Consider the following 25,401-nt stretch of genomic DNA (forward strand, 5'->3'; position numbering starts at 1 on the left):
CGTTGGTCTTTTCTTGGGTTTTTTGCCTGTGCGGCGCTTGTTTCTGTGTGCCTACGGCGGTGCCTTTCCTTGCTTTCTTATTGGTCTATTAGCGTCGCCCCTGTGCGGGGCGGGCACTTACTTTCTTTGCCGCCGCAAAGAAAGTAAGCAAAGAAAGCGGCTTCACACCGCTAACACTTAAGCGGGTCTCCTGGCTTGGAGGGGATAGTGGAGCATCTGGAATTGGTGTTCTCGCACACTCCGCGCCGGTGACAAGGCAGTCATACTTCCGGCGGCGCTGCGCGCGCCGACGTGGTGCTTCACAAAACCATCTGGTCGTTTCCGCGGCACGTTGAGCAACCGCGGCGGTACTTTTCAAGCCGTGGCATTCTGCGTCCCGCCGAATAAACTGCTGGACGTTACTTTTCCGGCAATCCATAAAGCGCAAGCCGCAAATCACTTCGGCGCCTCACCGAGGCGACGTGCCTGGGTGTGCGAGTGCGGTCACCATTCCGAGTGAGATGCTCTTGCCTTAGCGAGGCATTGGGGACACGAGGGCAGGCCCGCGCCGAACCAGGCGCAGGCGCCCAAACCGCCAGGCGGTTTGATGAAGTACCGCCGTGGCGCGCACAGCGCCGCCGGAAGTATGACTGCCTTGTCACCAGCGCGGAGTGTGCGGGAACACCGATTCCAGATGCTCCACTATCCCCTCCAAGCTAGGGGACCCGCTTAAGAATTGGCGGTGTGAAGCCGCTTTCTTTGCTTACTTTCTTTGCGGCGGCAAAGAAAGTAAGTGCCTGCCCCGCACAGGGGCGAAGCTAATAGACCACTAAGAAAGCAAGGAAAGGCAACGCCATAGGCACACAGACAAAAAGCACCGCGCAGGCACAAACAGAACAAAAGAAAAGCCAACACCGCAGGCGTACACAAGAATGCCGCCGCCAAAGGCAAAAACCCCTATTTCCATTTAGCCTCATGCGCCCCAACCCTAGCCGGCGGCAGCCCAAAATAAGCTGGCGTCTCCGACAAAACCTCAGCAGGCAAAACACCCAAAACACTTCCAAACTCCGAATCAACGCGCGCCAAACAGTCGCGCACATCATCGATAGAAACGTCATCGATCTTCCACCCCTCGGGTAGAACACCAAACGATTGCAACCACCGCCCAGTCTGCGCGAGCGAAACCTTCACATGCCAACTCCCACCTTCAGCGGCCCGCCGCCCAAGAGCGACCATGGCGCCGAAGGCGGCCAAATACCCAGTAGCATGATCCAGCGCCTGACAAGGCAAATGCTTAGGCTCATCCCACGCCGCCGCCAGGCATTCAGTAAAAGCAATCCCACTAGCCGACTGCACGAGGCTATCAAACCCGCGCCGCCCAGCCCAAGGCCCCTCCTGTCCATACGCAGAAACGGAAACATAAACAATCCCCGGCCGCACCCGCGCCAGATCTGAAGGACCGAACCCTCGCGCCGCCAAAGCCCCCGGCCGATACGCCTGCAAAAACACGTCCGCGCCACCGGCCAACCCACGCAACGTCTCGCGCCCAGCCGCATCACGCAAATCCACCACTGCCGAACGCTTACCCCGTCCGTTATCGATCACCAACGGTGCAATATTCGGCAAATGCGGGCCGTTGATCAGTAAAACCTCAGCGCCGTGCTGCGCGAGCGCCCGCCCCGCCACCGGCCCCGCAATGATCCGCGACAAATCCAGCACCCGCACACCGGCCAGCGGCCGATCCGCATCACCCCGTCCGAGCGGCTCAACCGGTGCGTCGCCGATCCGCTCGATTTCGAACAGCGGCAACCCGGCAATTGCTTTCGCCTGCTCGAGCCCGGCCCACTCGTCGGGTGTACGAATCAACGCGGCGCACAGGCCGGCGTCGGCGAGCGTCTGGTCGAGCACCGCGCCGTCCCAGCCACGAATCGCGGCAGCCACCGCGCCTCGATCGTTCGCGCAGCCGAGCACCTTCAGCACGCCGGCGAGGTGGTGCGGAAAATTCGTGTGCAACTGGATCCAGCGGCCGTCGCGGGTCGCGTAAAAACCCGTCACCGGATCGCGCAAAGCGGGCGGCGGACCGTCGTCTACGCGCAAATAGCGTTCGCTGCGAAACGACGCCAGCGCGCGCCGCATCTCCACCGCGACACGTTGCCGGCGACCAGTGCGCAAGCGGAGGCATTCGGCCGCAGCGAGGCCGGTCGCGGCGATGGTCGCCGAGGCCAACGTGCCGACTCGATACACCGACGGCAGCCCCGGATCGCCGCCGGCAAGCGACACGGATTCGAGCGCGGCCGGGTCGCAGCCGGCGGCATTCCACAGATACGAGAGAGCGAGTTCAGGGGTCATGGCGTTCACGTTGCAGCAGAAAGGAAGTGAACCGAGTCTAGAATTCCGACCCGCTGCAATCAATCTTGATTATGATAATCAACATATATTGATTTCTTCGGTTTCCGCGCTTTTCCATGCCAACCTCGAACTCCCTCACTGCGACCGAAGCCGCCGCCGCGCTCGGCATCAGCGTGCCGACGCTCTATGCCTACGTGAGCCGCGGCATGCTTCGTTCGGCGCCGGACGCTCAAGGCAAGCACCGGCTCTACGATGCCACCGAAGTACGGCGCCTCGCCAAACGCAAGGAAGACGGCAAGCGCGCCGGCAAGGTCGCGCAGAAGGTGCTGGACTGGGGCGTGCCGGTGCTCGAATCGTCGATCACGCTGGTGGCCGACGGCCGCTTGCTGTATCGCGGACACGACGCGATGGAACTGGCGCGCACGGCATCGCTGGAGGATATCGCCGCGTTGTTGTGGGAGTGCGGCGCAACGCGCATTACCGACGCGCCGCCGGTACCGCTCACCACCGCTCAATGGGCCGCGTGGCTCAAGCTCTGGAGCGACAGCACGCCGCTCGATCGCGCGCTCGTGCTGCTGCCGGCCGCCGCGGCGCAAATGCCGCGTGTCTGGGCGCTCGGCCGCGATGCGCAACTCGATACAGGCGGCGCCGTGATGCGGCTGCTGGCCGCCGCGATGATCTCGGCGGCGCCGTCGAACGAACCGCTTCATCGGCAACTGGCTTCTGCGTGGAATGTGCGCAACCGGCAGCAGACCGGACTACTGCGCGCGGCTCTGGTGGCCTGCGCGGATCATGAATTGAATGCGTCGACCTTCACGGTTCGCTGCATCACGTCAACGGGCACGCATCTGTTCGGCGCCGTTGCCGGCGGTCTGGCCGCGTTGGCCGGGCCGCGCCACGGCGGTGAGACCGTGCGCATCGCAGCGCTGCTGGATGAAGCGTCGCGCGCGCCCGATCTCGACCGTTATCTGGCGAACCGGCTTGCGCGCCACGAACACGGCGCGCATGGGCCGGTGCTGTCGGGCTTCGGCCATCCGTTGTATCCGGAAGGGGACCCGCGAGCGCGTCTGCTGCTGGACCTGCTGGCCGACTGTGCGCCGGCCCGTTCGCCGCTCGGCGAAGTACATGCGCTCGCGCGCACGGTGCGCGACACGACCGGCGCGGAACCGACCGTCGACTTCGCGCTCGCCGCCATCGAACGGGTGCTCGGCCTGCCGGCCGGCGCCGCGTTCACGCTGTTCGCGGTCGGCCGGGTAGTCGGCTGGATCGCGCACGCGATGGAACAGACCCGCGACGGCCGGCTGATCCGGCCACGCGCGCGCTATATCGGAGAATATGAGGCGGCAGATTGAGACGCCGCCTACGTCGCAACACCAGCCCGTTCAAGCCACGCCCAACCAGCGCGGCAGCCAGTTCAACATCGGCAAGGTGCGCGCGGGCATCGCGGCGGACTGCTCCGAGCCGCTAGCCAGCGCAAAGCGCGCACCCGCCTGGCCCGAGCTGACCCACGCCGCCGTGCCGCGCGGCAACTCGAACGATTCGCCGGTTGCCAGCCAGTAATCCTCAGCGTCGCCTTCGACGGTCAGCCAGATTTCGCCCGAGATCACCTTGAAGAGCGACGGACGCGCGACACGCCAGGCCGCCGCGGGCTCGCCATGTTCCAGCTCGAAAATACGGACTTCACGCATCGCCGTTCTCCTTCAAAGAACTTTTGTGTTGTCCCATTATTGGCGTGCGATGATCGCAATCCCATGCACAGTTCCGAACAGTTCCATCGGAACTGTTCAGTCGAAAAACCGGACAGTTGTCACGGTCGCGCTTTGGGACTGGCGATCCAACCCAGGCACCGCCGCGGCAGTCCGGCGACCAGGAAAGAACCGCATGAAACTCGATATCCAACTCGATCGCGACAGCGGCGTCCCGCTCACCGAGCAGATCGTGACGGGCGTCACCGTTTGGATCCGTTCGCGCATCGCGCGCCCCGGCTCGAAGCTGCCGTCGATCCGCCAGTTCGCCGCCGACTACGGCGTGAGCCGCTTCCCGGTGATCGAGGCATACGACCGGCTGGTGTCGCTCGGCTATGTCGACTCGCGGCACGGCTCGGGCTTCTATGTGGCCGACCGCCAGCCGGCGGTCATGCGTTGCCAGGGCACGTCGGACCCGCGCCGCGCCGAGGATGAATCCGGGCATATCATGCAGCAGTTCAACCACCAGGGCGAGACGCTCAAGCTCAGCAGCGGCTTCATCCCCGAAGCCTGGCGCGACATAGACGGCATCGCGCAGGCAATCCGTCACGTATCGCGCACCGACCCCGCGAGTATGGTCGACTACGCGACGCCGCTCGGCAACCTGACCTTGCGCGAGCATCTGCAAAGCCGCATCGGCCAATTGGGGATTCAGGCGGACGCGTCGCAGATTCTGATCACCAACGGCGCGAGCCAGGCGTTCGACCTGCTGATGCGCTACATGCTGAAAGCCGGCGACACTCTGTTCGTCGAAGACCCCGGTTACTACAACCTGTACGGCCTGCTGAAGCTGCACGGCGTAAAGCTGATCGGCATTCCGCGCACCCGCAACGGTCCCGATCTCGACGTGCTGCAAGCGCAGTTGCAGTTGCATCGGCCAAGGCTGTTTTTCATCAACACCGTGTTTCACAATCCGACCGGCACCACGGTCGCGCCGCCGGTTGCGTTCCGGCTGCTGCAACTGGCGCGCGAACACGGTTTCTCGATCATCGAAGACGACATCTACGCCGATTTCCAGACCGACGTCACCGACCGGCTCGCGACCCTCGATCAACTCGAACACGTGATCTACGTGGGCGGCCTGTCGAAGACGCTGTCATCGTCGCTGCGGATCGGCTGCGTGGTGGCGAACCCGGCGATCATCAAGGATCTGGTCGACATCAAGATGCTGACGAGCATCGGCGGTTCGCGCTTTGCCGAAGCGGTCGCGGTGTCGATGCTGGAGCGCGGCGCGTACCGCAAATATCTGGAGCGGCTGCGCCGGCGCATGCGCGATGCGCTCGGCTCGACCATTCAGACGCTCGAAGACGCCGGCTGGGAACTATTCGAAAAACCGGTGGGCGGCAAGTTCGTGTGGGCGCGCGTGCCGCATATCGACGATGCCGGACGGCTGGTCGAATGCGGTGTGCCGCTCGGCGTGACGGTAGTGCCCGGCAGCTATTTCCGGCCCAACATGGAAGTGAGTCCGTGGATCAGGATTCACGTGGCGTTCGGCAACGAGCCGCGCGCCCAGGCGTTTTTCCACGCCGCGGTTGCGTTGCCTGCGCGCTGACCGCCTGATCTGGGGAACACGCACAAAGCACGCGGTTCGGGCCGCCGCGGGGCCATCCGCGCCGCCCGCTCGCTGCGCCGGGGCGCGCTTTTCCCTAGAATAGCGACTCCCCAGCCCGTCCCTGCGCGCCTAGCCGCCCTCCATGTCCACGCCGCCGACCCTGCCCGCCTCCGCCGCTACTGCCGCCCAGACAGTCGCCCCCCCGGCCCGCTCGCTTACCGTGATGCTGTGGCTCGTCGCCACCGGCTTCTTCATGCAGACGCTCGACTCGACCATCGTCAACACCGCGCTTCCGGCGATGGCGACGAGCCTCGGCGAGTTGCCGTTGCGCATGCAATCGGTGGTGATCGCCTATTCGCTGACGATGGCGGTGATGATCCCGGTGTCCGGCTGGCTCGCCGACAAATTCGGCACGCGGCTCGTGTTCTTCAGCGCGATCCTCGTGTTCGCGGTCGGCTCCTTGCTGTGCGCGAACGCGCACACCTTGAATCAACTGGTGGTTTTCCGCGTCGTGCAGGGCGTGGGCGGGGCAATGCTGCTGCCGGTCGGGCGGCTCGCGGTGCTGCGCACCTTTCCGGCGGAACGCTACCTGCCGGCTTTGTCGTTCGTCGCGATTCCGGGGCTGATCGGGCCGCTGATCGGACCGACGCTCGGCGGCTGGCTCGTGAAGATCGCATCATGGCACTGGGTCTTTCTGATCAACGTGCCGGTGGGCATCGTCGGTTGCATTGCGACGTTCATCTTCATGCCGGATAGCCGCAATGAGCACACCGGCAAGTTCGATTTGAAAGGCTATCTGTTGCTGATCGTCGGCATGGTGGCGATTTCGTTCGCGCTCGACGGCCATACCGAGTTCGGCATCCAGCATGCGACTGTGCTGGTGCTGCTGATCCTGAGTCTTGCGTGCTTTGTCGCCTACGGCTTGCATGCCGTGCGCGAGCCCGCGCCGATTTTCTCGCTCGATCTATTCAAGATCCATACCTTCAGCGTCGGCCTGCTGGGCAATCTGTTCGCCCGGATCGGCAGCGGCGCGATGCCCTATCTGATCCCTCTGCTATTGCAGGTGAGTCTCGGCTATAGCGCATTCGAAGCCGGCATGATGATGCTGCCGGTGGCGGCGGCAGGCATGGCGTCCAAGCGCCTCGTCACCAGGCTGATCATCAAGTACAGCTATCGACGCGTACTGATCGTCAACACGGTGCTGGTGGGATTGACGATGGCGAGCTTCGCGCTCACCAGCGCCGGCCAGCCGCTGTGGCTGCGGCTGGTGCAACTGGCATTCTTCGGCGGCGTCAACTCGATGCAGTTCACCGCGATGAACACGCTGACGCTAAAAGACCTCGGCACCGGCGGTGCGAGTAGCGGCAACAGCCTGTTCTCGCTCGTTCAGATGCTGTCGATGAGTCTCGGCGTGACGGTGGCCGGTGCGTTGCTCGCGACCTTCACCGGCCTGTTGCCGCGCGTGACGGCGGCCAACTCGCTGCCCGCGTTTCATGCGACCTTCCTGTGTGTCGGCATCATCACGGCAGGCTCCTCGTGGATCTTCGCGCAACTGGCGCCGGACATCCGCACGCCCGCGAACAAAACCGATCCTTCGGAGCGGACCTGACGGATGGCTCGGTTTGCAGCTCAATGAGCAGCTCAGCCGGCTGCCTGGCGGGCAAAGTAACAGGTGACTTGCGCGGGAACATGCGCGCACTCACGCGCGAATTCATCTGCGAGCGGCCTGCGCCGCCGACCCGCAACGGGGCGTAAGCCGCACCAGCGAAGTGCGAATAATCGCCCTCGCGCCCGCGCTGGCGCACAATCGTCGTCACTGAGGGGCCTCATAGCGCATACGGCGTGCTTTGCGCACGCGCATAGTTCTTGCTCGGCTATCCTATAAACTCACGCTTTGCGCGTGCGGACTCGTGTCGAACATGCCGAGCGCACCGCCACTTCCAGACGACTGACATGATGAGCATGATCGAACTCGATCCTCCCGGCTTCCAGCCGCCGCGGCCGATGGCCGGCGACGAAGGCTCCCGGCGCACCGTGCTATACGGCGGCTACACCGTTTTCAGCGTATTCCAGCCGGTTTTCTCGGTGTCGCACCGGCGCGCGATCGGTTATCACGCTTCGCTGCGCGCACACGACGAACATGCGCTGCAGGTGCCGTCGCACGAAGTTTTCACACAGGCCGCGCGGCGCGGCGACCTGCTCGAACTCGGGCGGCTCGCCGAGTCGCTGCATCTGGGCAACTTCAACGCCTTCGATAGTCACGACGAGTGGCTTTTCCTGAGCCTGCACCCGGCGGCGCTGATGGACACTAGCTACGGCGACGCCTTGCTCGCCGGTCTCAAGGCGCTGGGCCTGCCGCCGCAACGCGTGGTGCTGGAAGTGTCCGAGCAGGCCGGCGGCGAAACCACGCGTTTTGCCGACATCATCGACGCGCTGCGCAAATCCGGTTTCCTGATCGCGCTCGACGGTTTCGGCGCGAAGCATTCGAACGTCGATCGCGTGTGGAATCTGCGGCCCGACATCGTCACGCTCGACCGCTTCATCCTCGCGCAAGCCAGCGAACACTCGCATATCGAACGCGTGCTGCCGGGGCTTGTCTCGCTGCTGCACGAATCCGGGCAACTGGTGCTGATGGGTGGCCTGACCACCGAGCGCGACGCGCTGATCGCGCTCGAATGCAACGTCGACTTCGTGCAGGGCGCGTACTTTGCCGGTCCAAGCGTCGAGCCGGTCAAGCCGCAAACCGCGGCCGGTTTGATGGACGCGCTCTCTGCAGCGCTGCGCGAACGGGTCGCCGCTCGCGAACGCGCGCAGTCCGCCCGGCTCGCACCGTACGTCACGGCGCTGGAAACCGCGAGCGCGCAACTGGTGGCCGGCGAATCGGTCGCCCAGGCAACGGCGCCGCTGCTCAAGCTCGGTAAGACGGCGCGCTGCTTCGTGCTCGACGGGTCGGGCCGCCAGATCGGCGACAACGTGTTGCCGCCGGGGCGCGCCTCGCAACGCGCGAAGCGCTTCCGGCCGCTGCTGCATTCCGAAGGCGCGAGCTGGGAGCGCCGCCCGTACTTTATTCAGGCGATGCGCACGCCCGGCCATGTGCATCTCACCCCACCCTATCTGTCGATCAACGAAGCGCACCTGTGCGTGACCGCTTCGATCGCCGCGCATACGCCGCACGGCACCCAGGTACTATGCGTCGACATCAACTGGGAAGTAGCGGCGCATCGTAATTGAGGTCCGCCGGATGCACGCGAGCAAGCGCGCGACAGCCGTGCGGCCCAGCACGCGATTGACGGACTGCAAACGTGCCGCGCTGGTCACGGCGCGCAACGCGACGATCCTGGTTGCGCCGTCCGTCGACACGTCGATCACCCCGACCACCTCGCCTTCGAAGAGCAGCGCGATACACATTGCCCCTTCGATCGACACCACCTCGGCATGGCTCGCCCGCTGCGCGAGCGATGCCACCTGGTCCACCCAGCCCGACACTGCCGGTTCCTGTGTACACACCGGCGCATCGCTGACGACTTCCGGTGCGTCGCTGAAGAGGCGCAGCAAGCCGGCCCGATCCTGCGCCTCCAGCGCCGTACGCAGGCGCTCCACGATTCGGGCATGCGCGGCGGGATCGGGCCGTTCCAGCGGCGCGCCCGCGCGCTGCAGACGCGCCCTGGCCCGATGGACCATCTGCCGGCAATTGGCCGGCGTGCGCTCGATGATTTTCGCGATCTCCGCATAGTCGCAATCGAAGGCTTCGTGCAGCACGAACGCCGCCCGCTCGTCGGGCTTCAGACGTTCGAGCAGCAGCATCACGCCGTACGACATTTCCGCCGCACGCAACGCCAGTTCTTCCGCGGACGGCGCGAACTCGTCGAGCCGCGGCTCCGGCAGCCAGCCGGCGGCCTGCGACGCGCGCTCGCGCCGCACATGCCGCAACCGGTCGATGGCTGCGCGCGTGGCGATCGTGGTGAGCCAGGCGGCCGGGGTCAGCACCTCGTGCGTATCGGCGAGATGCCATTTGAGCCACACATCCTGCACCACGTCTTCTGCTTCGGCACGGCTGCCGAGCATCCGGTATGCCAGCGCGAGCAGGCGAGCGCGCACGGCTTCGAAGGCGGATGCCTTGTCGATTTCTTGTTCCGTCATTCGTCGACCTCCCAGATCGTGCGTGGTGAAAAGCGCTCCCGCCCTGCTTGCCTGCGCCGTTTCGCGGGCGCGCGCCGCCAACGGCATCCTTTTTAGCTTGACGCTCGAGCACCCGCCGATGTGACAACCCGGCGCAAAAATAAATCCGTCACACCGCCGTGCCCGCCTTCGTCATAGGGACAACAACCGGTGCAGCAGGTGCACGGTTTCCTGATCGGCTAACTACCGCCTACCGCGCCACATCGACGAGGCCCGCATGCACTCCAGCTATCCATCCGTCACCGGCCTCGGCCTCGTGCCCACTGTGATCGAGCAGTCCGGCCGCGGCGAGCGCGCGTACGACATCTATTCCCGCCTGCTGCGCGAACGCATCGTGTTCCTGGTCGGCCCGGTGAACGAACAGTCGGCCAGTCTGATCGTCGCGCAGTTGCTGTTTCTTGAATCCGAGAATCCCGACAAGGATATTTCTTTTTACATCAATTCGCCGGGCGGCTCGGTGTACGACGGCCTCGCGATCTACGACACGATGCAGTTCATCAAGCCGGAAGTGTCGACCCTGTGCACCGGCTTTGCCGCGAGCATGGGCACGTTCTTGCTGAGCGCCGGCCAACGCGGCAAGCGGTACGCGTTGCCGAACGCGCGCATCATGATTCACCAGCCGTCGGGCGGCAGCCAGGGCACGGCCGCGGACATCGAGATTCAGGCCAAAGAGGTGCTGTATCAGCGAGAACGGCTGAACGCAATGATGGCCGAGCGCACGGGGCGCACGATCGAGGAGATCGAGCGCGACACCGACCGTGACAACTTCATGTCGGCGTCCAGCGCAAAGGTCTATGGATTGATCGACGACGTGCTCGAAACGCGCGCAGCGCTAAGCGGCGCGTCCGGTTACCACAACTGGTAGCGAGGCAGAACGCCGCCCGCCCGGCTCCTCAAGCGCCCGCCCGGCTCGCGCATAGGACACAGAGCCCTCGATTCCGAGGGCTTTTTGCTTCCTGCATCGGTGCGCGCCGAACACAAAAGCTGATCACCTTCGCAGGAATCGCTATCATGGTCGCGATTCGTCGAGTTTGACGATCGCTTCAAAGGAGATATACATGGCGTCATCCAGTGAAACCGTCAGCATGGCGCTATTCTGCGACTTCGAAAACGTTGCGCTCGGCGTGCGCGACGCGAAGTACGACAAGTTCGACATCAAGCTGGTGCTCGAGCGTCTGCTGCTCAAAGGCAGCATTGTCGTGAAGAAAGCGTATTGCGACTGGGACCGCTACAAGAGTTTCAAAGGCGCGATGCACGAGGCCAATTTCGAGTTGATCGAAATTCCGCACGTGCGCCAATCGGGCAAGAATTCGGCCGATATCCGGCTCGTGGTCGACGCGCTCGACCTCTGCTACACCAAATCGCACGTCAATACCTTCGTCATCATCAGCGGCGACTCGGACTTTTCGCCACTGGTGTCGAAGCTGCGTGAGAACGCCAAGCAGGTAATCGGTGTCGGCGTTCAGCAATCCACTTCCGACCTGCTGATCGCGAACTGCGACGAGTTTTTCTTTTACGACGACCTCGTGCGCGAAAGTCAGCGCGCGGTGGCCAAACGCGAGTCGTCGCGCCCGCAGCAGACCGCCCAGCCGACGGCCAAACGCGCGCCGGACGAAGAAAAGAGCCGCAGCAAGGAGGACCTCGAAAAACGCCGCACCAAAGCGATCGAGATCGCCGTGCAAACGTTCGACGCGCTTGCTTCCGAGCGCGGCGACAGCGGCAAGATCTGGGCCTCGGTGCTGAAGAACGCGATCAAGCGCCGCAAGCCAGATTTCAACGAGACGTACTACGGTTTTCGCGCGTTCGGCAATCTGCTCGAAGAGGCTCACGCACGTGGACTGCTCGAATTTGGCCGCGATGAAAAGTCGGGCGCGTATGTTTATCGGGGCACGGCTGCGAATGTGACCGGCGAAAGCGCGAGCGAGCAAGCCGAACAGGCAGAACCCGCGGAACAGATGTATGAAGCGCAGGTGACGGAAACGGCGAGCGCCGAGTCGGGCGGCAAACATGAGTCACGCCGTAGAGGAGGACGCGGGAGTCGCAAGGGGTCACGTGGCCAGCAGGAAGTCATCCGCGACGAGCACGCATCTGTCGAACACGGCCGCGACACGGAAGTGGAAGCTGAAACAGACGTGCATGCGCCGGTGGTCAGCGCGCCCGTTCCGGAACCGCAAAAACATGCGTGGATAGAACCGGAGACCTTCGCCGCAGAGCCGGTAGCCGTCGTCGAAGAAGCGGGCTGGGAAGAAGCGAGCGGCACGCCAGCCAGGCGCCGTAAGGAACGTGCACCGCGCAAGACAGCCGCGAAGAAAACCAGGAAGACCGCGCAGCGAACGGTCGCTGACATACCGGAGATCGCGGCGCCGCCTGAGGCACCAGCGCAGCCTGTGCAGGAAGAAGCGCCCGTAGCGGCAAAAAAGGCCGCGCGCAAATCCGCGCCGCGCGGCCGCCGCCCGCATAAAACGGCGGCGACTAGCGACGCGGAGTAAGCGTCTTACACGGGCCTCGCATAAGAGGCCCGCAGCAAACATACCGAACGCAGCAACCCATGCGCCGCAAACAGGAAGGCCCTGTCCGCAACGGACAGGGCCTTTTCAATTCAACTCGCGTGACTCATCGCGGCCTGATGCGTTGCAAACCAGTCAACCAGAAAATCGAGCATGGCTCGCAACGCCAACGGCATCTGGCGCCGGGAACTGTAGATGCCATGAATGCCGAGCGTTTGCGGCTGATAGCGGGGCAGCAGGCGCACAACGCGCAAGGCCGGCGGATTGCCGACACCGCTGTACTGCATGAAGTCGCGATGGAACTGGGGCGAGCAGCAGAGGGGTTCGGCGCGCACTTCGCTCGACTCTGCGTTGCGGCAACGCGCGAGCACATCGAGGCGGGCAGACGTCGGCTCGATCGTGTGGGCGGCCGGGGCTTTCCAACGTTTGCGCTCGAAGATGGGCAAGGCGAAGTGACGTTGGTGGAAATCGGCGCGTGGCTGGGTCAACCGATGCAGTGGGCGCAGCAGCTGGAGCGTCTTGTCCTGGAGAAGCAGATGAAAGAACACGCCTGTGATTGAGTATGTGTAGTGATCTCGCGGCACGTACCCAGATGCTGGGAATTGGCACGCCTGAGCACTGAACTAGTGCCTCGAACGCCGAGTACGTCGTTGGCTTCGGGATGAATATAACGGGCTGTGTAACCGGAGCTTCATAAGGTGCCGATAGACTTCGCGCGTTCTCAAATCTTCTTTCAGAGGAAACGCGCGTCATGCCCTCATCAAAGCAACATCGTTTCGGCCTCCTTTTTAACCTGTCATGCGCCGCGTTGTTGCTTGGTGCGTGCGGTGGCCAGGTCAATGACGGCAACAGTTCCGCCGCGATAGTCGCGGCGGTGCCGGCGCCGCCGGCCGATCCCGGGTTCGTCGATAGCGCGCCGGTCCAGACTTCGGTCGCCGCGTTCGTCGACAACGCTTTCAGCAACCAGCGAGGCGACGCGCGCTACGCGACGATGGCCACCAACGCGGGCGTGCGTGTGCTCAACGGCTTTCGTACGCTGTGGCAACCGTTGACCGATATTGTCGACGCCGGCGTCAGCGCGCCGGCCGTGGGCAGTTTTCCGGCTGTGGTGGCGTCGACGTGGACTGGCGTGCCGACGGACGGCACGCCCAACGGCACACCGCTGAACGCCACGGTGTTGAACGCGAATGTCCAATATGTGGTCACGGCGACCACGCAGCGCACGGCCGCGCAGGCCGAGGCCGCGTATTACGACGACCGTCGTGGCAAAGGCTATAGCGTGTCCGACGGCATGGGCCCGCTCACCAACGTGTGGCGCAGCGCCGCGCAGCAGACCACCAGCATCACGAGTATTCCGGCGAACGCCACGACCACCGCGTATAACGACACCGGCAACAACACGGGCGTAGGCGGCACGGCGAACGCGCAGTTCGGCTCGGTGGTCGACTTCATCAACGCGATGGGCACCAATGGGTCCGCGGAACCGGCGAAGCGCTTCTACAAATACGAGCGGCCGTTCCGGTGGAGTACCAGCGTAGTCGTCGTGCCGACGCTCGTGCCGGCTGAAAGCACAACGCCGTCGACTGACGGCGGCTTCCCAAGTGGACACTCCGCCGAAGCGACGCGTGACGCGCTGGCGATGGCCTACGCGCTGCCCGAACGCTATCAGGAGATGCTGGCGCGCGGTCTCGAACTCGGCGAAAACCGCATTCTGGCCGGTATGCACTCGCCGCTCGACGTGATCGGCGGACGCATCCTGGCTGAAGCAGTGGTCGCCGCGAACCTCGTCGATCCGAACAATGCGACGCTCAAACAGACCGCGATCACGCAGGCGCATAGCACGCTGTATACGATGACCAACACGAATGCGACCACCTTCCGCGCGCTGGCCGAATCGGGCACGACGGCTACCGACCGTTTCGCCGATTACGCGGCCAACAAGGCGAACTTCATGCGCCGGCTGACCTTCGGCTTCGCGCCGATCGCCACGACCACGACCGCCGCCGTCGTGCCAAAAAGCGCCGAAGTGCTGCTCGAAACGCGCCTTCCGTATCTGAGCGCGGATCAGCGCCGCGTGGTGCTGAAGACGACCGCGCTCACGTCGGGCTTCCCGGTCCTCGACGATGCGGAAGGCTGGGGCCGCCTGAACCTGTTCGCCGCGGCAGACGGCTATGGCGCGTTCGCGGGCAACGTGGCGGTGTCGATGGACGCCTCGCAAGGTGGCTTCAATGCGGCCGATACGTGGCGCAACGACATCTCGGGCGCGGGCAAGCTGACCTTCAACGGCACGGGTTCGCTCACGCTCGCGGGATCGAATACGTATAGCGGCGGGACGCAAGTCCAGGGTGGAACGCTGGTCGCCGGATCGGTGAACGCGTTTGGTTCAGGCGACGTGTATATCGGTAGCGGCACGGTGGTCGCGAATGCCACCTCGCGTGTGAATATCGGCGGCAAGTACACACAGTTGGCAGGCGGCACGCTCGAGATCGATCGCGGCGCAGGCGATCAGGGCCGCATGGCGGTAGGCGGACAGACGTCGATCGTGGGCGGCACGCTGCATGTGAAGTTCGCGGCGGGCTACACGCCCAAGGTGGGCGACACGATCGCGCTGATCGATTGCAACGGCCTGCAGGGACGCTTCTCGACAGTGACAGTCGACGGCTTCAAGGCGACCGCGCTGTATAGCGCGTCAGGCCTGCAGATTCATCTGGATGCCTGAGGATGAAGGTTGCGACGCCCGCTCAATCAGCGGGCGTCGGTCGCCCCCCTCTATGACGGCACCATCCGCTAATCATTAAATATCTCCAACCATCCGTATAAGCTCTTTCACACGTCGCGCGATCGCTGCCAATGCGCTCGCCGGCGGATTGGCGGACGGTCGTCGATGCGGCATATGCTGCAGGTCATCCCAGTCCACTTCCAGCGACAGCGCATGACTCGCGGGTGTAAAGGGCCATTCGACTGCCGCAGCCCGCACGACCGAAACGCGTTCGCGATTGTCGAACCGGTCTATATACGCGTTAATGGCCGACGCCTCCTGCAGAGCCGCTTCCTGAGAACTGGCGGCAATGAAGTCATCAAGGCCTTCGAGGTGGACGCACCATAACCGTTCGCTCGCGTTCCGTTTCGGTACGGCGCCTGACTCGCAGACCACCACGCCTTGCAGCTCGCGCAAACTGTGTTTCATTTCAAGCTGATCCCTTGACGAAATGAAGCAGGTTGCCATTGTCCAGCGCAGATCTTTCCCGCTGAAAATTGCCACTCAAAAAACCGGGTTCAGTCGTTCCCACTTTAAGTCTGAAAAACAAGGACCTTGCGTTGCCTCACTGAACTTCACATCGTTGTGTTCGCCGTTCCACTCCATCACCTGTACGTTCTCGTCGACATCGACGGTCACATCCCATCCTACGCATCGCGCAAACGGAATCTTCTTATGAAGCTCAAGGACGGTAAGGACGCATTTTGAAAACGCCGGGATCTTTACCCCAGCAAACCTGACCCTGGAATCCGGGTGCGCTTCAATATCGACCCAGTTACTCAAGTAACCTTCCCGGCAAAGCTCGCCAGTCGATAGATTGACCGGAACGCAGATCTCGCGGTCTGTCTGAATGTGGGTATCCTCCGCTCGTCCCAAACGCAAAAAACATGCGCGCACAGAGACGCCGCCGCGGTCGTCCACAACTGTCGTAAAGCGCAACGTAGCGACGGATTTCGAAGCAAATTCATTGAACGAACGGTGCTGAATAATGAATCTTTGCATGACGCCATTGCCAAGCGCTTTTATGACTTCGGGATCGAACGTTGCCCGATCGAAGATGAAAACACCCCTGCCTTGCTGAGATCCGTCCAGCTTGAAAACGATTCTCTCCGAGTCCCGGAAGACGACGTTCCCGACCTCGTGCTCGGGAATCGCAACGTTTTCATCCGTGAAAAACAGACCATTCGCGAAATAGGCCACATCTGGAAACGCGTCACTATCGAAGATCAACCGCGATATCGTCTTCAGGCCGGATATCTTGCCGTACCACCCTTTCATATTCGGCACCACGACACTGCCATAGTAGTTATCTGGAATCCAACCTTCCTTGAACGTTCTGCTGACCGCCGTGTAGACACGAAGCCATGGCGCGTAGAGCAGATCCCCAAACACCTCGCGCGCATAGGTGTCAGCCAGCCTCAAGTTCGTCGGGTCGGTTTTTCCGTAATTCGCCTCCAGGAATCGAAGGATTTTCCTGGCCTGGGCACCATGGTCCCGGTGAAACTTGTAACGCGCCACCTTCTTTATAGATCCTCTAACTACGCCTTCGACGTCAAGTAACATTGTGTTGTGTCCAAGCGATATCGAATAAGGTTTGGCGCCGCAGTTCAGCCGCAACTAGCGGCGAGACGCTGTCGCCTCTCAACGATCAATAGGCATTGGCGTGATGCAAACCTTTGAATATCGTCGCGCAGATGATTTTCACGTCAAGTCCGAATGACCAGTTTCTCAGGTAGTACAAATCGTGTGCTACGCGGCCCTCCATCTTTTCGATGCGATCGGTTTCGCCGCGGAAACCGTTTATCTGCGCCCAGCCCGTAATGCCCGGCTTGATCCGGTAACGATGGATGTAACCCGAGACGATGTTCTGATAGAGATCGTCGTGTTCCAGCGCATGCGGACGTGGCCCCACCACTGACATATCGCCGCGTAGCACGTTGAAGAATTGCGGCAATTCGTCAAGGCTTGTGCGGCGAAGGAATCCGCCCACGCGCGTGATGCGTGGGTCGCTTCGTGTCGCCTGCTCGAGGACGCCTTGCTTTTGCTCGTGCAGGCGCATGGTGCGAAATTTGTAGATTGTGAAAACGCGACCATCGGCTCCTTTCCTGCATTGCTTGAAGAATACCGGTCCAGGCGAACTCAGCTTCACTGCGATTGCGCATGCAAGCAGGATTGGCGACACGGCGAGCAATGCGCCCAACGCGAAGAGGCGATCGAAGAGCTCCTTCTTCACCATCGCATTGGGCGGCAACGGCGAGGCGGCCAGATTGATCGTTGGAAAGCCCAGTAAGTCGGTGACGCTTCCCTCGAAGAGAGCGAGCGTACGCACATCGGGCATGAAACGTATATTGATCAGGTCGTTGCGAAACTCGTCGACGAGCTTGAGAATGGCGCGCTCTTCGGTCAGCGGCAACGCGAGCCAGACTTCACCGATGTTCTGTTCGCGGACGTAATTTGCGAAGGCTGCATGCTCTTCGAACACCGGCACGAGCATCGTCGTTCTGGTGCCGGACCGCAGGTTATAGAGCGCCTTGGCACGAAAGCCTGCCGCCGGTTCCGTCTCCATCTTGCGAATAATCTCGTCGCAGTGTTCTCCACATGCCGCAACCGCAACCTGTTGCAGATTCAGTCCAGCGTTTCGCACGCGCCCGAGCAAACTATGCATCATCATGCGGCCGGCAATCATCGCTGCACCCGAGATGCCCGTCCAGTACGCAAACCAGAGACGGGAGACGAAGTCGATGCGATGCAGCGAGAACATCAACGCCATTGCACAGGCTTGCACGACTAGCCAGCCGAGCGCGACCTGCCCCGCGAGTGCTCTCCTGGAACGGCCGCGCCACGACTCATAGACGCCCAGCGCGGGAAAGACGGCGAGCGAAAACGCCGCCGCGAAGGCGACGAAGGCCAGATAGAAACTTCGTTGCGAGACGTCATCGAAACGGATTTGCGATGCGACGAATGCACCTATCAGTATCATTGCAACGTCGAACGATCTCGCCGATAGACCTATGATTATTCGCATCGTGATTTCCCTAAGAGCACGTACTCGTCCGCCACCGTTGATTAGCCGCAACGACCGTACTTATCGTCGAATCTGACGATGTCGTCTTCGCCAAGATAGGTGCCCGACTGCACCTCGATAATCTGGAGAGGTACATGCCCGGGATTCTCAAGACGATGGCGCACGCCCAAGGGGATGTAAGTCGACTCGTTCTCACCCAGAAGGAACTGTTCTTCTCCCCGAGTGACGAGCGCTGTTCCGCTCACGACGACCCAGTGCTCCGCGCGGTGGTGATGCATTTGCAACGACAGGCGCGCGCCGGGGCTCACCTCGATGCGTTTCACCTGAAAGCGGTCGCCGTGGTCGATGGAATCGTAGAAACCCCATGGACGGCGAACCTTTCTATGCGCGTCGGCCTCTGGCGACTTCTCCCGCTTGATACGCGAAACGAGGCCCTTGATGTCCTGTACGTGCGAGCGATCGGCAACTAGCACGGCGTCGTCAGTCTCGATCACGACCAGGTCGTTCGTGCCGACGCACGCCAGAAGTCTGCCCCCCTGGGAGCGCGCATAAGTTGTCGTCGCCCCTTCGAACAATACGCGGCCGCTCGCAGCGTTACCAAACTCATCCTTTTCAGTCGCTTGCCAGACGGCGTCCCACGAACCGAGATCGGACCAACCTGCTTCGAGCGGTACGACTACACCTGAGAACGGCGAGTCAGGCCTGCCAAGATGTTCCATTACCGCGTAATCGATTGAATCGGATGGCGACCGCTCGAACTCAGCAGCACCGGGATTGACACACCCGCCTGCTTTGCTGGCGTTTTCATATGATTGGACACATGCCGCGTGCATGGCCGGCTGAAACAGTTTGATGACGGCAAGCCATACAGACGCACGAACGACAAACATGCCGCTGTTCCACCAGTAATTCCCCGCTTCGACATATTGAGCGGCGAGTTCCGCGGCGGGCTTCTCGACGAAACGGTCGATTCGGTGCGCACCGTCCTGCAACGCGATGCCGAGGCGGATATAGCCGAAGCCAGTGTCGGGCCCGGCAGGCGGAACGCCCAGCGTAGCGATAGCGCCGGCTTGTGCATAGCGGGCAGCAACCTCGATCGCGCGATGAAGTGCACCAAGATCGGCAATAGCGTGGTCCGCCGGCATAGCGACCAGAATGGCTTCCTGACCGTCAGAGCAAGCGGTCAGCGCAGCGAGCGTTAAAGCAGGCGCGGTGTCGCGGCGGGTGGGCTCCACCACGATGCGCGCGTTCACACCGCTTTCACGCGTCTGCTCGGAAGTTGCAAAGTAATGCTCTGCGCCGCAGACGATCACAGGTTCTTGCGCGACATCCCACGCTGGATTAAAACCACTCATCCGCGCCACGGTGGCCTGTAGCAACGTCTGATTACCGACGACGTCTATCAGCTGCTTCGGAAACTGCTCACGCGACACCGGCCACAGACGCGTTCCGGAACCGCCGGCGAGAATCACCTGCACCAGCCGCGAACAATCCACCAATGCTTCATCAATAGTCGCGACATCCGTCTCGCCTGCATTCACCGTTACGCTTTCCATTTAACACTCCTATGTGTTCAAGTCCGTTTCATGATGATCGTCTCCACACCCACGAATATTTTTTTTGCCGGGAATCGCATCGATGTCCCTTCACTTGACCCATTACATGACGTCATGCCGCCACGCTGCTTAATCAGCGCGCCGTCGCACCTGGTGTTTGTCTCGCCCGGCATGCCTTGTGGCCGTGGCCAAGCTTATCGACTGGACAATGCCGATGCATCTGCCCAATAGTCCCTGTAAATGACGTGGTTTCATCCACTACGCAGCCGTTCCGTCCGCGGTTACAAAGGACGCACACGAACGCCGCGAATATGATCCGAGTCGGGAAGCCTCGGCTGTGACATGGACTGACCTCAACTCCATCACGTGTAACAAGGAGCACGACACGCGTCGAAGTTCTGCCAGCAGGTTGAAGCGGACAAAGCTGTGCTCGATGTGATGAATGATAGACAGGTTACGCTGCACCACAGCATGTCTGGCGCGAACCGTTGAGGTTTTGGCCGTGAACGTCGTACCTGATTCTCATCGACATCGGGCAGCCCGTCTTCCGGCCTTCCCAAAGAGGCGTCAACTTGGAAATCAACGCCTACACGTGATACCTTCGAGTGAACTTGTCGACGGCGGCCTCACAAAGGTAGGACTCCGACGATGTCCTATCCGGTTGAAGGCGTCCGCGAAAATCCGTCATCTCGTTAGTGACTGTGCGTGGTCTGTTTGATGGGGTCGCAATGGCATACATATCGTTACTTGCACTTTTCCTGACAGTTACCAATCTGCTACCTGTCAGTGCGGTTGGGTTTTTACCCATCTTCTTTTGTTCGTGGCGTTTCGTCGGAAGAAGCTACCCGGCATTTATCACGCCGTTGACGACCTTCACCCTCTTTGCAGTGGTCTCGACGCTGCTATACGACCCCCGATCATTCACTGAATTTGACTTCTATCGCCGCGACGGCGACTTCTTTATATCGTATGCGCCGATCTTCGCCGGTTGCCTCTACATACACCGTTGGGATCTGAACAAAGTCCTTCGAGCGTTCTTCGTGTTCGCGGTAGTCATAAACTTACCGTTGTACGGTTACTACATACTGACACATGGATTGCTCAGTATCTTCACCCACCCCGATGACAGTTTCGGCAGCTACTTTATCGCTCGCAACGCTGCGGGTGGCTTTCTCGCCATGCTGTTTTGTCTTGGCGTCGCATGCTACCTGGAGAAACGAAGCAACCTGCTTCTAGCGCTGCTCGGCCTCAACGCGCTGATGCTTTTCTCCACCTACAGCAGAGGTTCGTTGCTGGGTGCCCTTGCAATACTTCCATATCTCTATTTCGGCCGTAAGCGCTGGATCCTGGCCACATTGATGACCTGCCTCGTGCTTGGCTCTGTCGCAATGGCCATTTACCATACCGACCCGTCAGTCGACTACATGGGGTACACCTTCACCATTCACAATCAGGATGCGAAAGTCGCCAACCTGGACATTCGATATGAATGGCTGTGGCCGCGGGCTATCACGTACTTCCGGCAAAGCCCGATCGCAGGCCTCGGCTTTGGGTCGTTTGATGATCATATCGGCAGTGTAGCCTCTTACTTCAATCTCCTGGGCGTACCCTCAGACGTTGTCATTGAACATAGTGACTCTCATGCTCATAACTCTTATCTGAATTTCCTCGCTGAGCTCGGCATAGTCGGACTCATGCTGATGCTGAGCTTCTACTGGAGACTCATTGAGTGGGGCAAAGAGGGCGCCGCCGCTGCCGCGTTGACAGGCGGTGGAAAGAACTTCACCGCCTTCCGATTTGTTGAGATCTCGTCTGTTTGCCTTCTTGTTATGGCTGCGACTGAACATCGGCTGGTTTCGCCATCGAATGTTCTGATCCTTTCCCTGGTCATCTCCTTGTTACTGGCATCGCGGTCCGGCACCACAAACGAGCTTCAGCAGCGTCGCACAGGTCAAGCGCCGGCACGCGTGCACAATAACGTCGGCAGGCCAGCCTGATCTGTTATAGACAAGGTGCGGGTTTGCAAGGTAGAGGATGCGAGGACAAGACGTTGTTATGTGGATCATGTTCACCAACATAGGCGACGCCGCCCTGACGCTACCCGTGGCGGCTATTTGCGCCGGCTGGATCGCCCTATTCGATGTCCGTCTGGCATGCCGATGGACCGGCGCACTCGCTGCCGGCATAGCAATGGTTGGCGTAACCAAGATCCTCTATGCCGGGTGGGGCATATCCTTTCCGGCTTCTGATTTCCGTGTCATCAGCGGGCACACCATGCTATCGACGTCGGTATGGATAGTGGCAATCACTCTCCAACTCAAGTGGTGGCGTCAACCACCGCTATTCGGCATCGTCGCGGGTATGATCGTTGGCCTCCTTACCGGCATTTCCCGGGTAATGGACCACTCGCACTCGCTATCCGAAGTGTTTGCCGGCTGGGTTTTAGGCGCACTTGTCGCTGCGGTCTTTTTACGCACCGCTCGTTACGTCGAGTTTGAGCGCTTCCGGCCAGTCTGGTCGACAGTAAGCCTTTTGCTGGTCTCGATGCTCGCCTATGGACACACGGCACCGCTTCAACATTTAATTGACGCGCATTCGCCGACGATCCACAACCATGCGCATTCTGTCATCGCCCTTTTCCGCCAAATCCGGTATCGCACCCAGACTTATGAAGCCGCGCCAACTAACTGACGCTCATCGGCCGGAATGTGTTCGCTGACACGATACGGAACGAACTGTTCTACGCTTCCGTACGGAAGTCGCGTGCCAATGAAATTCGTCAGCGCTGCCTTGAAGTTTTCGGACGAAAATCGCTCCGCGTTCCGCCGGCATTGCCGTGCATCAAAAAGGCTCGCGTTGCGTTCAAATCGGCTGACTGCCTCCAGCAGCGACTCCGGTGTCTGTTCACCAAAGAAAACGCCCGTCGGTCGTTCAAGAGGCAGACCGACAACTGATTCGAGCGCCCCGCCCCCGCCGAACGCGATGACCGGCGTGCCGCAAGCCTGGGCTTCCACAACCGAGATGCCAAAGTCCTCCTCGGCCGCAAACACGAACGCGCGCGCGCCGCAGATGATCGACAAGAATATCGAACGGTTGGTGGCCGAGGATCGTGACGTTCTCCCCAGCGACGGACTTGATCTTCTTCATCTCTGGACCATCCCCAATCACGACAAGCCGGCGCTCAGGTGTCTGCGAAAAGGCTCGCACGATCAGATCGATACGCTTATAGGGCACCATGCGTGACGCCGTGACATAAAGGTCATCCTTTTCCGCGCACATCGTCATGTTCTTCAAATCGATGGGCGGATAAATGACTGTTGCGTCACGCTGGTACGCTTTTCTGATCCGGCGAGCGATGAACTGCGAATTGGCGAGAAGGTGATCGACTCCATTCGCCGAGCGGGAGTCCCAGCCCCGAATGTAGTGAAGCAGAATCCGCGCCATTGCAGACTTAAGGCCAGTCGCCAGCTGAGACTCCCTGAGGTATTGATGCTGCAGGTCCCAGGCATAACGAATGGGTGAATGAACATAGCTCACATGCAACTGGTTCGGCCCGGTAAGAACACCTTTCGCGACGGCGTGCGAACTGGAAATGACGAGATCGTAGCCGGACAGGTCGACTTGTTCGATAGCGAGCGGCATCAATGGCAGATATGCCCGGTAACGTTTTCGCGCAAAGGGCAGCCTCTGGATGAACGATGTCTCGACAGATTTTCCTTTCACACGCTCTCGGTCTTCCATGAAATCTACAATCGCGAAGATGTCTGCTTTCGGGAAGCACTCAACGATATTTTTTTGCACCTTCTCGGCACCACCCGACACCACCAACCAATCGTGAACAATAGCGACTTTCACTTCGACCTTCTTTGAGACGACAATCAAGCGTTCGCGCGGGGCAAACCTGTTTCATTCATCTTTCGCGGCACCCGGTTGAGCCCGGGCGCCCCATGCAGGTCGAACTATCCCAATGCAATTACGTCAACGTTCTCTCGTCTATTCATCCCGTCCCCCTTCAGACCGACTCAACGCACATTCCGACAATTAGCGCCCGGCCGCACGACGGCGGGCAAGCGGGTTGGTGATGTAACGAACCACGAAGTCAGAAAGTGGCGAATACGGTACGAGGCAAAGACTTGACAGAGCGAGGGTGCCGATTTTCTTCTTGAGGCTCCAGAAGGGGTTCGCAACGATCGTATGCAGATAGGAGTGAGAGTCCCGCGTCATCCAGCGCCACCGTGTTAGAAATGGCGCACGATAGACTCTTGAACAGAATAGAGCCTTCTCATGGGCAAAGTCGTGAAATAACGCTGGAAGCTCGACCTGCAGGCGGGAGCGGGCGATTTCCCTCAATATCTCCCAGCGCATACTGAACGCTTTCGGCGCTTTGCTGATCTGTTCCGAGTTAGCGAACGACACGGCGGAGCCGGCCGCGTTATGCACGCGGTAACTGCCAAGCGATTTCTGAACAGTTACGACAGTACCGACCAACGCAGCGCCGTAGATCGCGTAGAAGTCTGCTCCGTAGCGGTTTATATTCGACTCCGGAACCGGAAAAATCTGCTTTAGCGCGCTGACGAGATATGCGTTACCCGATGCAGGCGGCGACGGATACAGCCAGCCACCCAGCAACAATCTGCCGCAATTGGCGGGTGGTTCGGAGTGTGGCACGTACGCGCCAGTCGGCCTTCCCATCGCATCCATAACATCCAGGCGGAACTGCACTTTCGTGCAATCACCGCCTTCGAATACTCGCATCACTTCAGATACGGCACTCGGATACAGGACGTCGTCGGAATCGAGGAATATCACATATTCCGCCTCAAGGATTTCTACCGCGTGGTTGTAAGCGGACACCTGACCGCCGTTTTTTTTGAAAACCGAAGATAGGCGCGCCCCATACCTGTCGATGATCGATCGCGACCCATCGGTCGAACCATCGTCGATGACAAGCACGCGCGTGCCCGGATAGTCCTGCTCCAGCGCCGAGTCGATCGCCGTGGCCAGATAGCGCTCGTAGTTATAGTTGCAGATGACGACAGTGACCTGTTTCATAGTATCTCGACGCTATCTAAAGGGTTCGGCCGGTCGACATCAACAGACCGTGAAACTGACGACATACTTGGCAAGCGTGAAAATGCAATCAAATTGAACATTGCCTTTCGCCCATCTGATTTCTACGACTGAGGATGGACAACGATATACGCGCGATGCCTGGGTGGACCGTTGTCAGGACCGTTGTCGGCACCATCGACTCGACCTGGCACGTTAAATCGAATACTCAAAATATCGTCCTCCCAGATCAGACCGATGTCCTCAGGAGGAGCAACGACCCCAGTCAGGGCGTCAATGAACTCGACCTTTGGCTGGCGCGACGTCAGCGCCTTGCCCCCCAGCCACAGTGACTGTGCGCCAACCGGCTCCGGCACTCACCTGAATCACGATGTCGTTTTCGGAAAGCACCGTAGACAACATACGTCTGGTAACTGCGGATGTTCTAGGAAGCCGGAATATGGATCCGCTCAACGTGGTCCTGCATGGCGCGCTCGTATGGTCGTGAGCGTTCTTTGTCGACGTTAAAACCCGGACCTTGCCAAAAAGTTGCCTGGGGCAAGCGCCGTTGCCGTTTAAGCAATGTGCCCGGTTCAGTCGCGTTCTCAGGCACGAAGACCTCCAGTTCGTCGCCAGGAATTGCGTGCATTTGCATTGCTCTTGTCAGTTCATACGCGACCCTTTGAACGCCAGTGATGAGTT

18 protein-coding genes and 3 pseudogenes are annotated in these 25,401 nt (G+C 60.8%); 10 read left to right on the plus strand and 11 right to left on the minus strand.

Annotated features, from left to right (window positions below; genetic code table 11):
* Positions 1 to 936: 936 nt before the first annotated feature.
* Positions 937 to 2,328, minus strand: a complete 1,392-nt coding sequence (locus tag AC3WOG_RS16880) for a CoA transferase (protein ID WP_492579042.1) — start codon at positions 2,326 to 2,328, stop codon at positions 937 to 939.
* A 116-nt stretch (positions 2,329 to 2,444) separates the two neighbouring features.
* Here AC3WOG_RS16880 and AC3WOG_RS16885 point away from each other — a divergent pair, with 116 nt between their 5' ends.
* The gene (locus AC3WOG_RS16885; protein WP_492579043.1) at positions 2,445 to 3,680 is read left to right on the plus strand and encodes a citrate/2-methylcitrate synthase; all 1,236 of its coding nucleotides are present in this window, start codon (positions 2,445 to 2,447) and stop codon (positions 3,678 to 3,680) included.
* A 30-nt stretch (positions 3,681 to 3,710) separates the two neighbouring features.
* On the opposite strand, the gene AC3WOG_RS16890 is transcribed toward AC3WOG_RS16885, so the two are convergent.
* On the minus strand, positions 3,711 to 4,016 hold the full coding sequence (locus AC3WOG_RS16890) for a DUF2917 domain-containing protein (RefSeq protein ID WP_492579044.1): 306 nt from the start codon (positions 4,014 to 4,016) through the stop codon (positions 3,711 to 3,713).
* Positions 4,017 to 4,209: 193 nt separating this feature from the next.
* Between AC3WOG_RS16890 and AC3WOG_RS16895 the strand changes: the two genes are divergently transcribed.
* The 3 genes from AC3WOG_RS16895 (at position 4,210) to AC3WOG_RS16905 (ending at position 8,856) form a co-directional block, all read left to right on the plus strand.
* Positions 4,210 to 5,625: an aminotransferase-like domain-containing protein gene (locus tag AC3WOG_RS16895; protein ID WP_492579045.1), complete on the plus strand. Its 1,416-nt coding sequence runs from the start codon at positions 4,210 to 4,212 to the stop codon at positions 5,623 to 5,625.
* A 142-nt stretch (positions 5,626 to 5,767) separates the two neighbouring features.
* Positions 5,768 to 7,234: a multidrug transporter subunit MdtD gene (gene mdtD, locus AC3WOG_RS16900; protein WP_492579046.1), complete on the plus strand. Its 1,467-nt coding sequence runs from the start codon at positions 5,768 to 5,770 to the stop codon at positions 7,232 to 7,234.
* A gap of 347 nt (positions 7,235 to 7,581) precedes the next feature.
* Positions 7,582 to 8,856 carry an EAL domain-containing protein gene (locus tag AC3WOG_RS16905; protein ID WP_492579825.1) on the plus strand — a complete coding sequence of 425 codons (1,275 nt, stop codon included), beginning with the start codon at positions 7,582 to 7,584 and terminating at the stop codon, positions 8,854 to 8,856.
* Here AC3WOG_RS16905 and AC3WOG_RS16910 read toward each other — a convergent pair.
* Entirely contained in the window at positions 8,812 to 9,765 is a 954-nt protein-coding gene (locus AC3WOG_RS16910) for a sigma-70 family RNA polymerase sigma factor (RefSeq protein WP_492579047.1), read from the minus strand. The two genes, AC3WOG_RS16905 and AC3WOG_RS16910, sit on opposite strands and share 45 nt — an antisense overlap.
* Before the next feature lie 256 nt (positions 9,766 to 10,021).
* On the opposite strand from AC3WOG_RS16910, the gene clpP reads away from it, so the two are divergent.
* Both clpP and AC3WOG_RS16920 read left to right on the plus strand, forming a co-directional pair.
* Positions 10,022 to 10,669, plus strand: a complete 648-nt coding sequence (clpP, locus tag AC3WOG_RS16915; RefSeq protein WP_492579048.1) for an ATP-dependent Clp endopeptidase proteolytic subunit ClpP — start codon at positions 10,022 to 10,024, stop codon at positions 10,667 to 10,669.
* 193 nt (positions 10,670 to 10,862) lie between these two features.
* Positions 10,863 to 12,293 carry an NYN domain-containing protein gene (locus AC3WOG_RS16920; protein WP_492579049.1) on the plus strand — a complete coding sequence of 477 codons (1,431 nt, stop codon included), beginning with the start codon at positions 10,863 to 10,865 and terminating at the stop codon, positions 12,291 to 12,293.
* A gap of 110 nt (positions 12,294 to 12,403) precedes the next feature.
* Here the strand turns inward: AC3WOG_RS16920 and AC3WOG_RS16925 are convergent.
* Positions 12,404 to 12,562: pseudogene (locus AC3WOG_RS16925) on the minus strand (LysR family transcriptional regulator); the annotation flags it as partial.
* Between AC3WOG_RS16925 and AC3WOG_RS16930 the strand changes: the two are divergent.
* On the plus strand, positions 12,512 to 12,871 hold the full coding sequence (locus AC3WOG_RS16930) for a hypothetical protein (protein ID WP_492579864.1): 360 nt from the start codon (positions 12,512 to 12,514) through the stop codon (positions 12,869 to 12,871). The pseudogene AC3WOG_RS16925 and the gene AC3WOG_RS16930 overlap by 51 nt on opposite strands.
* Positions 12,872 to 13,062: 191 nt before the next feature.
* Positions 13,063 to 15,030, plus strand: coding sequence for an acid phosphatase (locus AC3WOG_RS16935; protein ID WP_492579050.1), 1,968 nt, complete (start codon positions 13,063 to 13,065; stop codon positions 15,028 to 15,030).
* 75 nt (positions 15,031 to 15,105) lie between these two features.
* Here the strand turns inward: AC3WOG_RS16935 and AC3WOG_RS16940 are convergent, their stop codons facing one another.
* The 4 genes from AC3WOG_RS16940 to AC3WOG_RS16955 all read right to left on the minus strand — a co-directional run bounded on the left by AC3WOG_RS16940 (position 15,106) and on the right by AC3WOG_RS16955 (position 19,650).
* Entirely contained in the window at positions 15,106 to 15,498 is a 393-nt protein-coding gene (locus AC3WOG_RS16940) for a hypothetical protein (RefSeq protein WP_492579051.1), read from the minus strand.
* Between the two features lie 75 nt (positions 15,499 to 15,573).
* A complete protein-coding gene (locus AC3WOG_RS16945; protein ID WP_492579052.1) occupies positions 15,574 to 16,632 on the minus strand; it encodes a sugar-transfer associated ATP-grasp domain-containing protein in 1,059 nt (352 codons plus the stop codon).
* A gap of 85 nt (positions 16,633 to 16,717) precedes the next feature.
* A complete protein-coding gene (locus AC3WOG_RS16950) occupies positions 16,718 to 18,094 on the minus strand; it encodes an undecaprenyl-phosphate glucose phosphotransferase (protein WP_492579053.1) in 1,377 nt (458 codons plus the stop codon).
* A 41-nt stretch (positions 18,095 to 18,135) separates the two neighbouring features.
* Complete coding sequence (locus AC3WOG_RS16955) at positions 18,136 to 19,650, minus strand: mannose-1-phosphate guanylyltransferase/mannose-6-phosphate isomerase (protein WP_492579054.1); 1,515 nt, start codon at positions 19,648 to 19,650, stop codon at positions 18,136 to 18,138.
* Between the two features lie 728 nt (positions 19,651 to 20,378).
* Between AC3WOG_RS16955 and AC3WOG_RS16960 the strand changes: the two genes are divergently transcribed.
* Together AC3WOG_RS16960 and AC3WOG_RS16965 are read left to right on the plus strand one after the other, a co-directional pair.
* On the plus strand, positions 20,379 to 21,647 hold the full coding sequence (locus tag AC3WOG_RS16960) for an O-antigen ligase family protein (RefSeq protein WP_492579055.1): 1,269 nt from the start codon (positions 20,379 to 20,381) through the stop codon (positions 21,645 to 21,647).
* A 58-nt stretch (positions 21,648 to 21,705) separates the two neighbouring features.
* Positions 21,706 to 22,341, plus strand: coding sequence for a phosphatase PAP2 family protein (locus AC3WOG_RS16965; RefSeq protein WP_492579056.1), 636 nt, complete (start codon positions 21,706 to 21,708; stop codon positions 22,339 to 22,341).
* Here the strand turns inward: AC3WOG_RS16965 and AC3WOG_RS16970 are convergent.
* The 3 genes and pseudogenes from AC3WOG_RS16970 to AC3WOG_RS16980 all read right to left on the minus strand — a co-directional run.
* Positions 22,317 to 23,505 (minus strand): annotated as a pseudogene (locus tag AC3WOG_RS16970) (glycosyltransferase family 4 protein). The gene AC3WOG_RS16965 and the pseudogene AC3WOG_RS16970 sit on opposite strands and share 25 nt — an antisense overlap.
* 186 nt (positions 23,506 to 23,691) lie before the next feature.
* Positions 23,692 to 24,702, minus strand: a complete 1,011-nt coding sequence (locus AC3WOG_RS16975; protein ID WP_492579057.1) for a glycosyltransferase family 2 protein — start codon at positions 24,700 to 24,702, stop codon at positions 23,692 to 23,694.
* 535 nt (positions 24,703 to 25,237) lie between these two features.
* Positions 25,238 to 25,396, minus strand: a pseudogene (locus AC3WOG_RS16980) (glycosyltransferase family 4 protein); the annotation flags it as partial.
* Positions 25,397 to 25,401 lie beyond the last annotated feature (5 nt).

It is taken from the genome of Paraburkholderia sp. FW306-02-B (genome assembly GCF_058782725.1).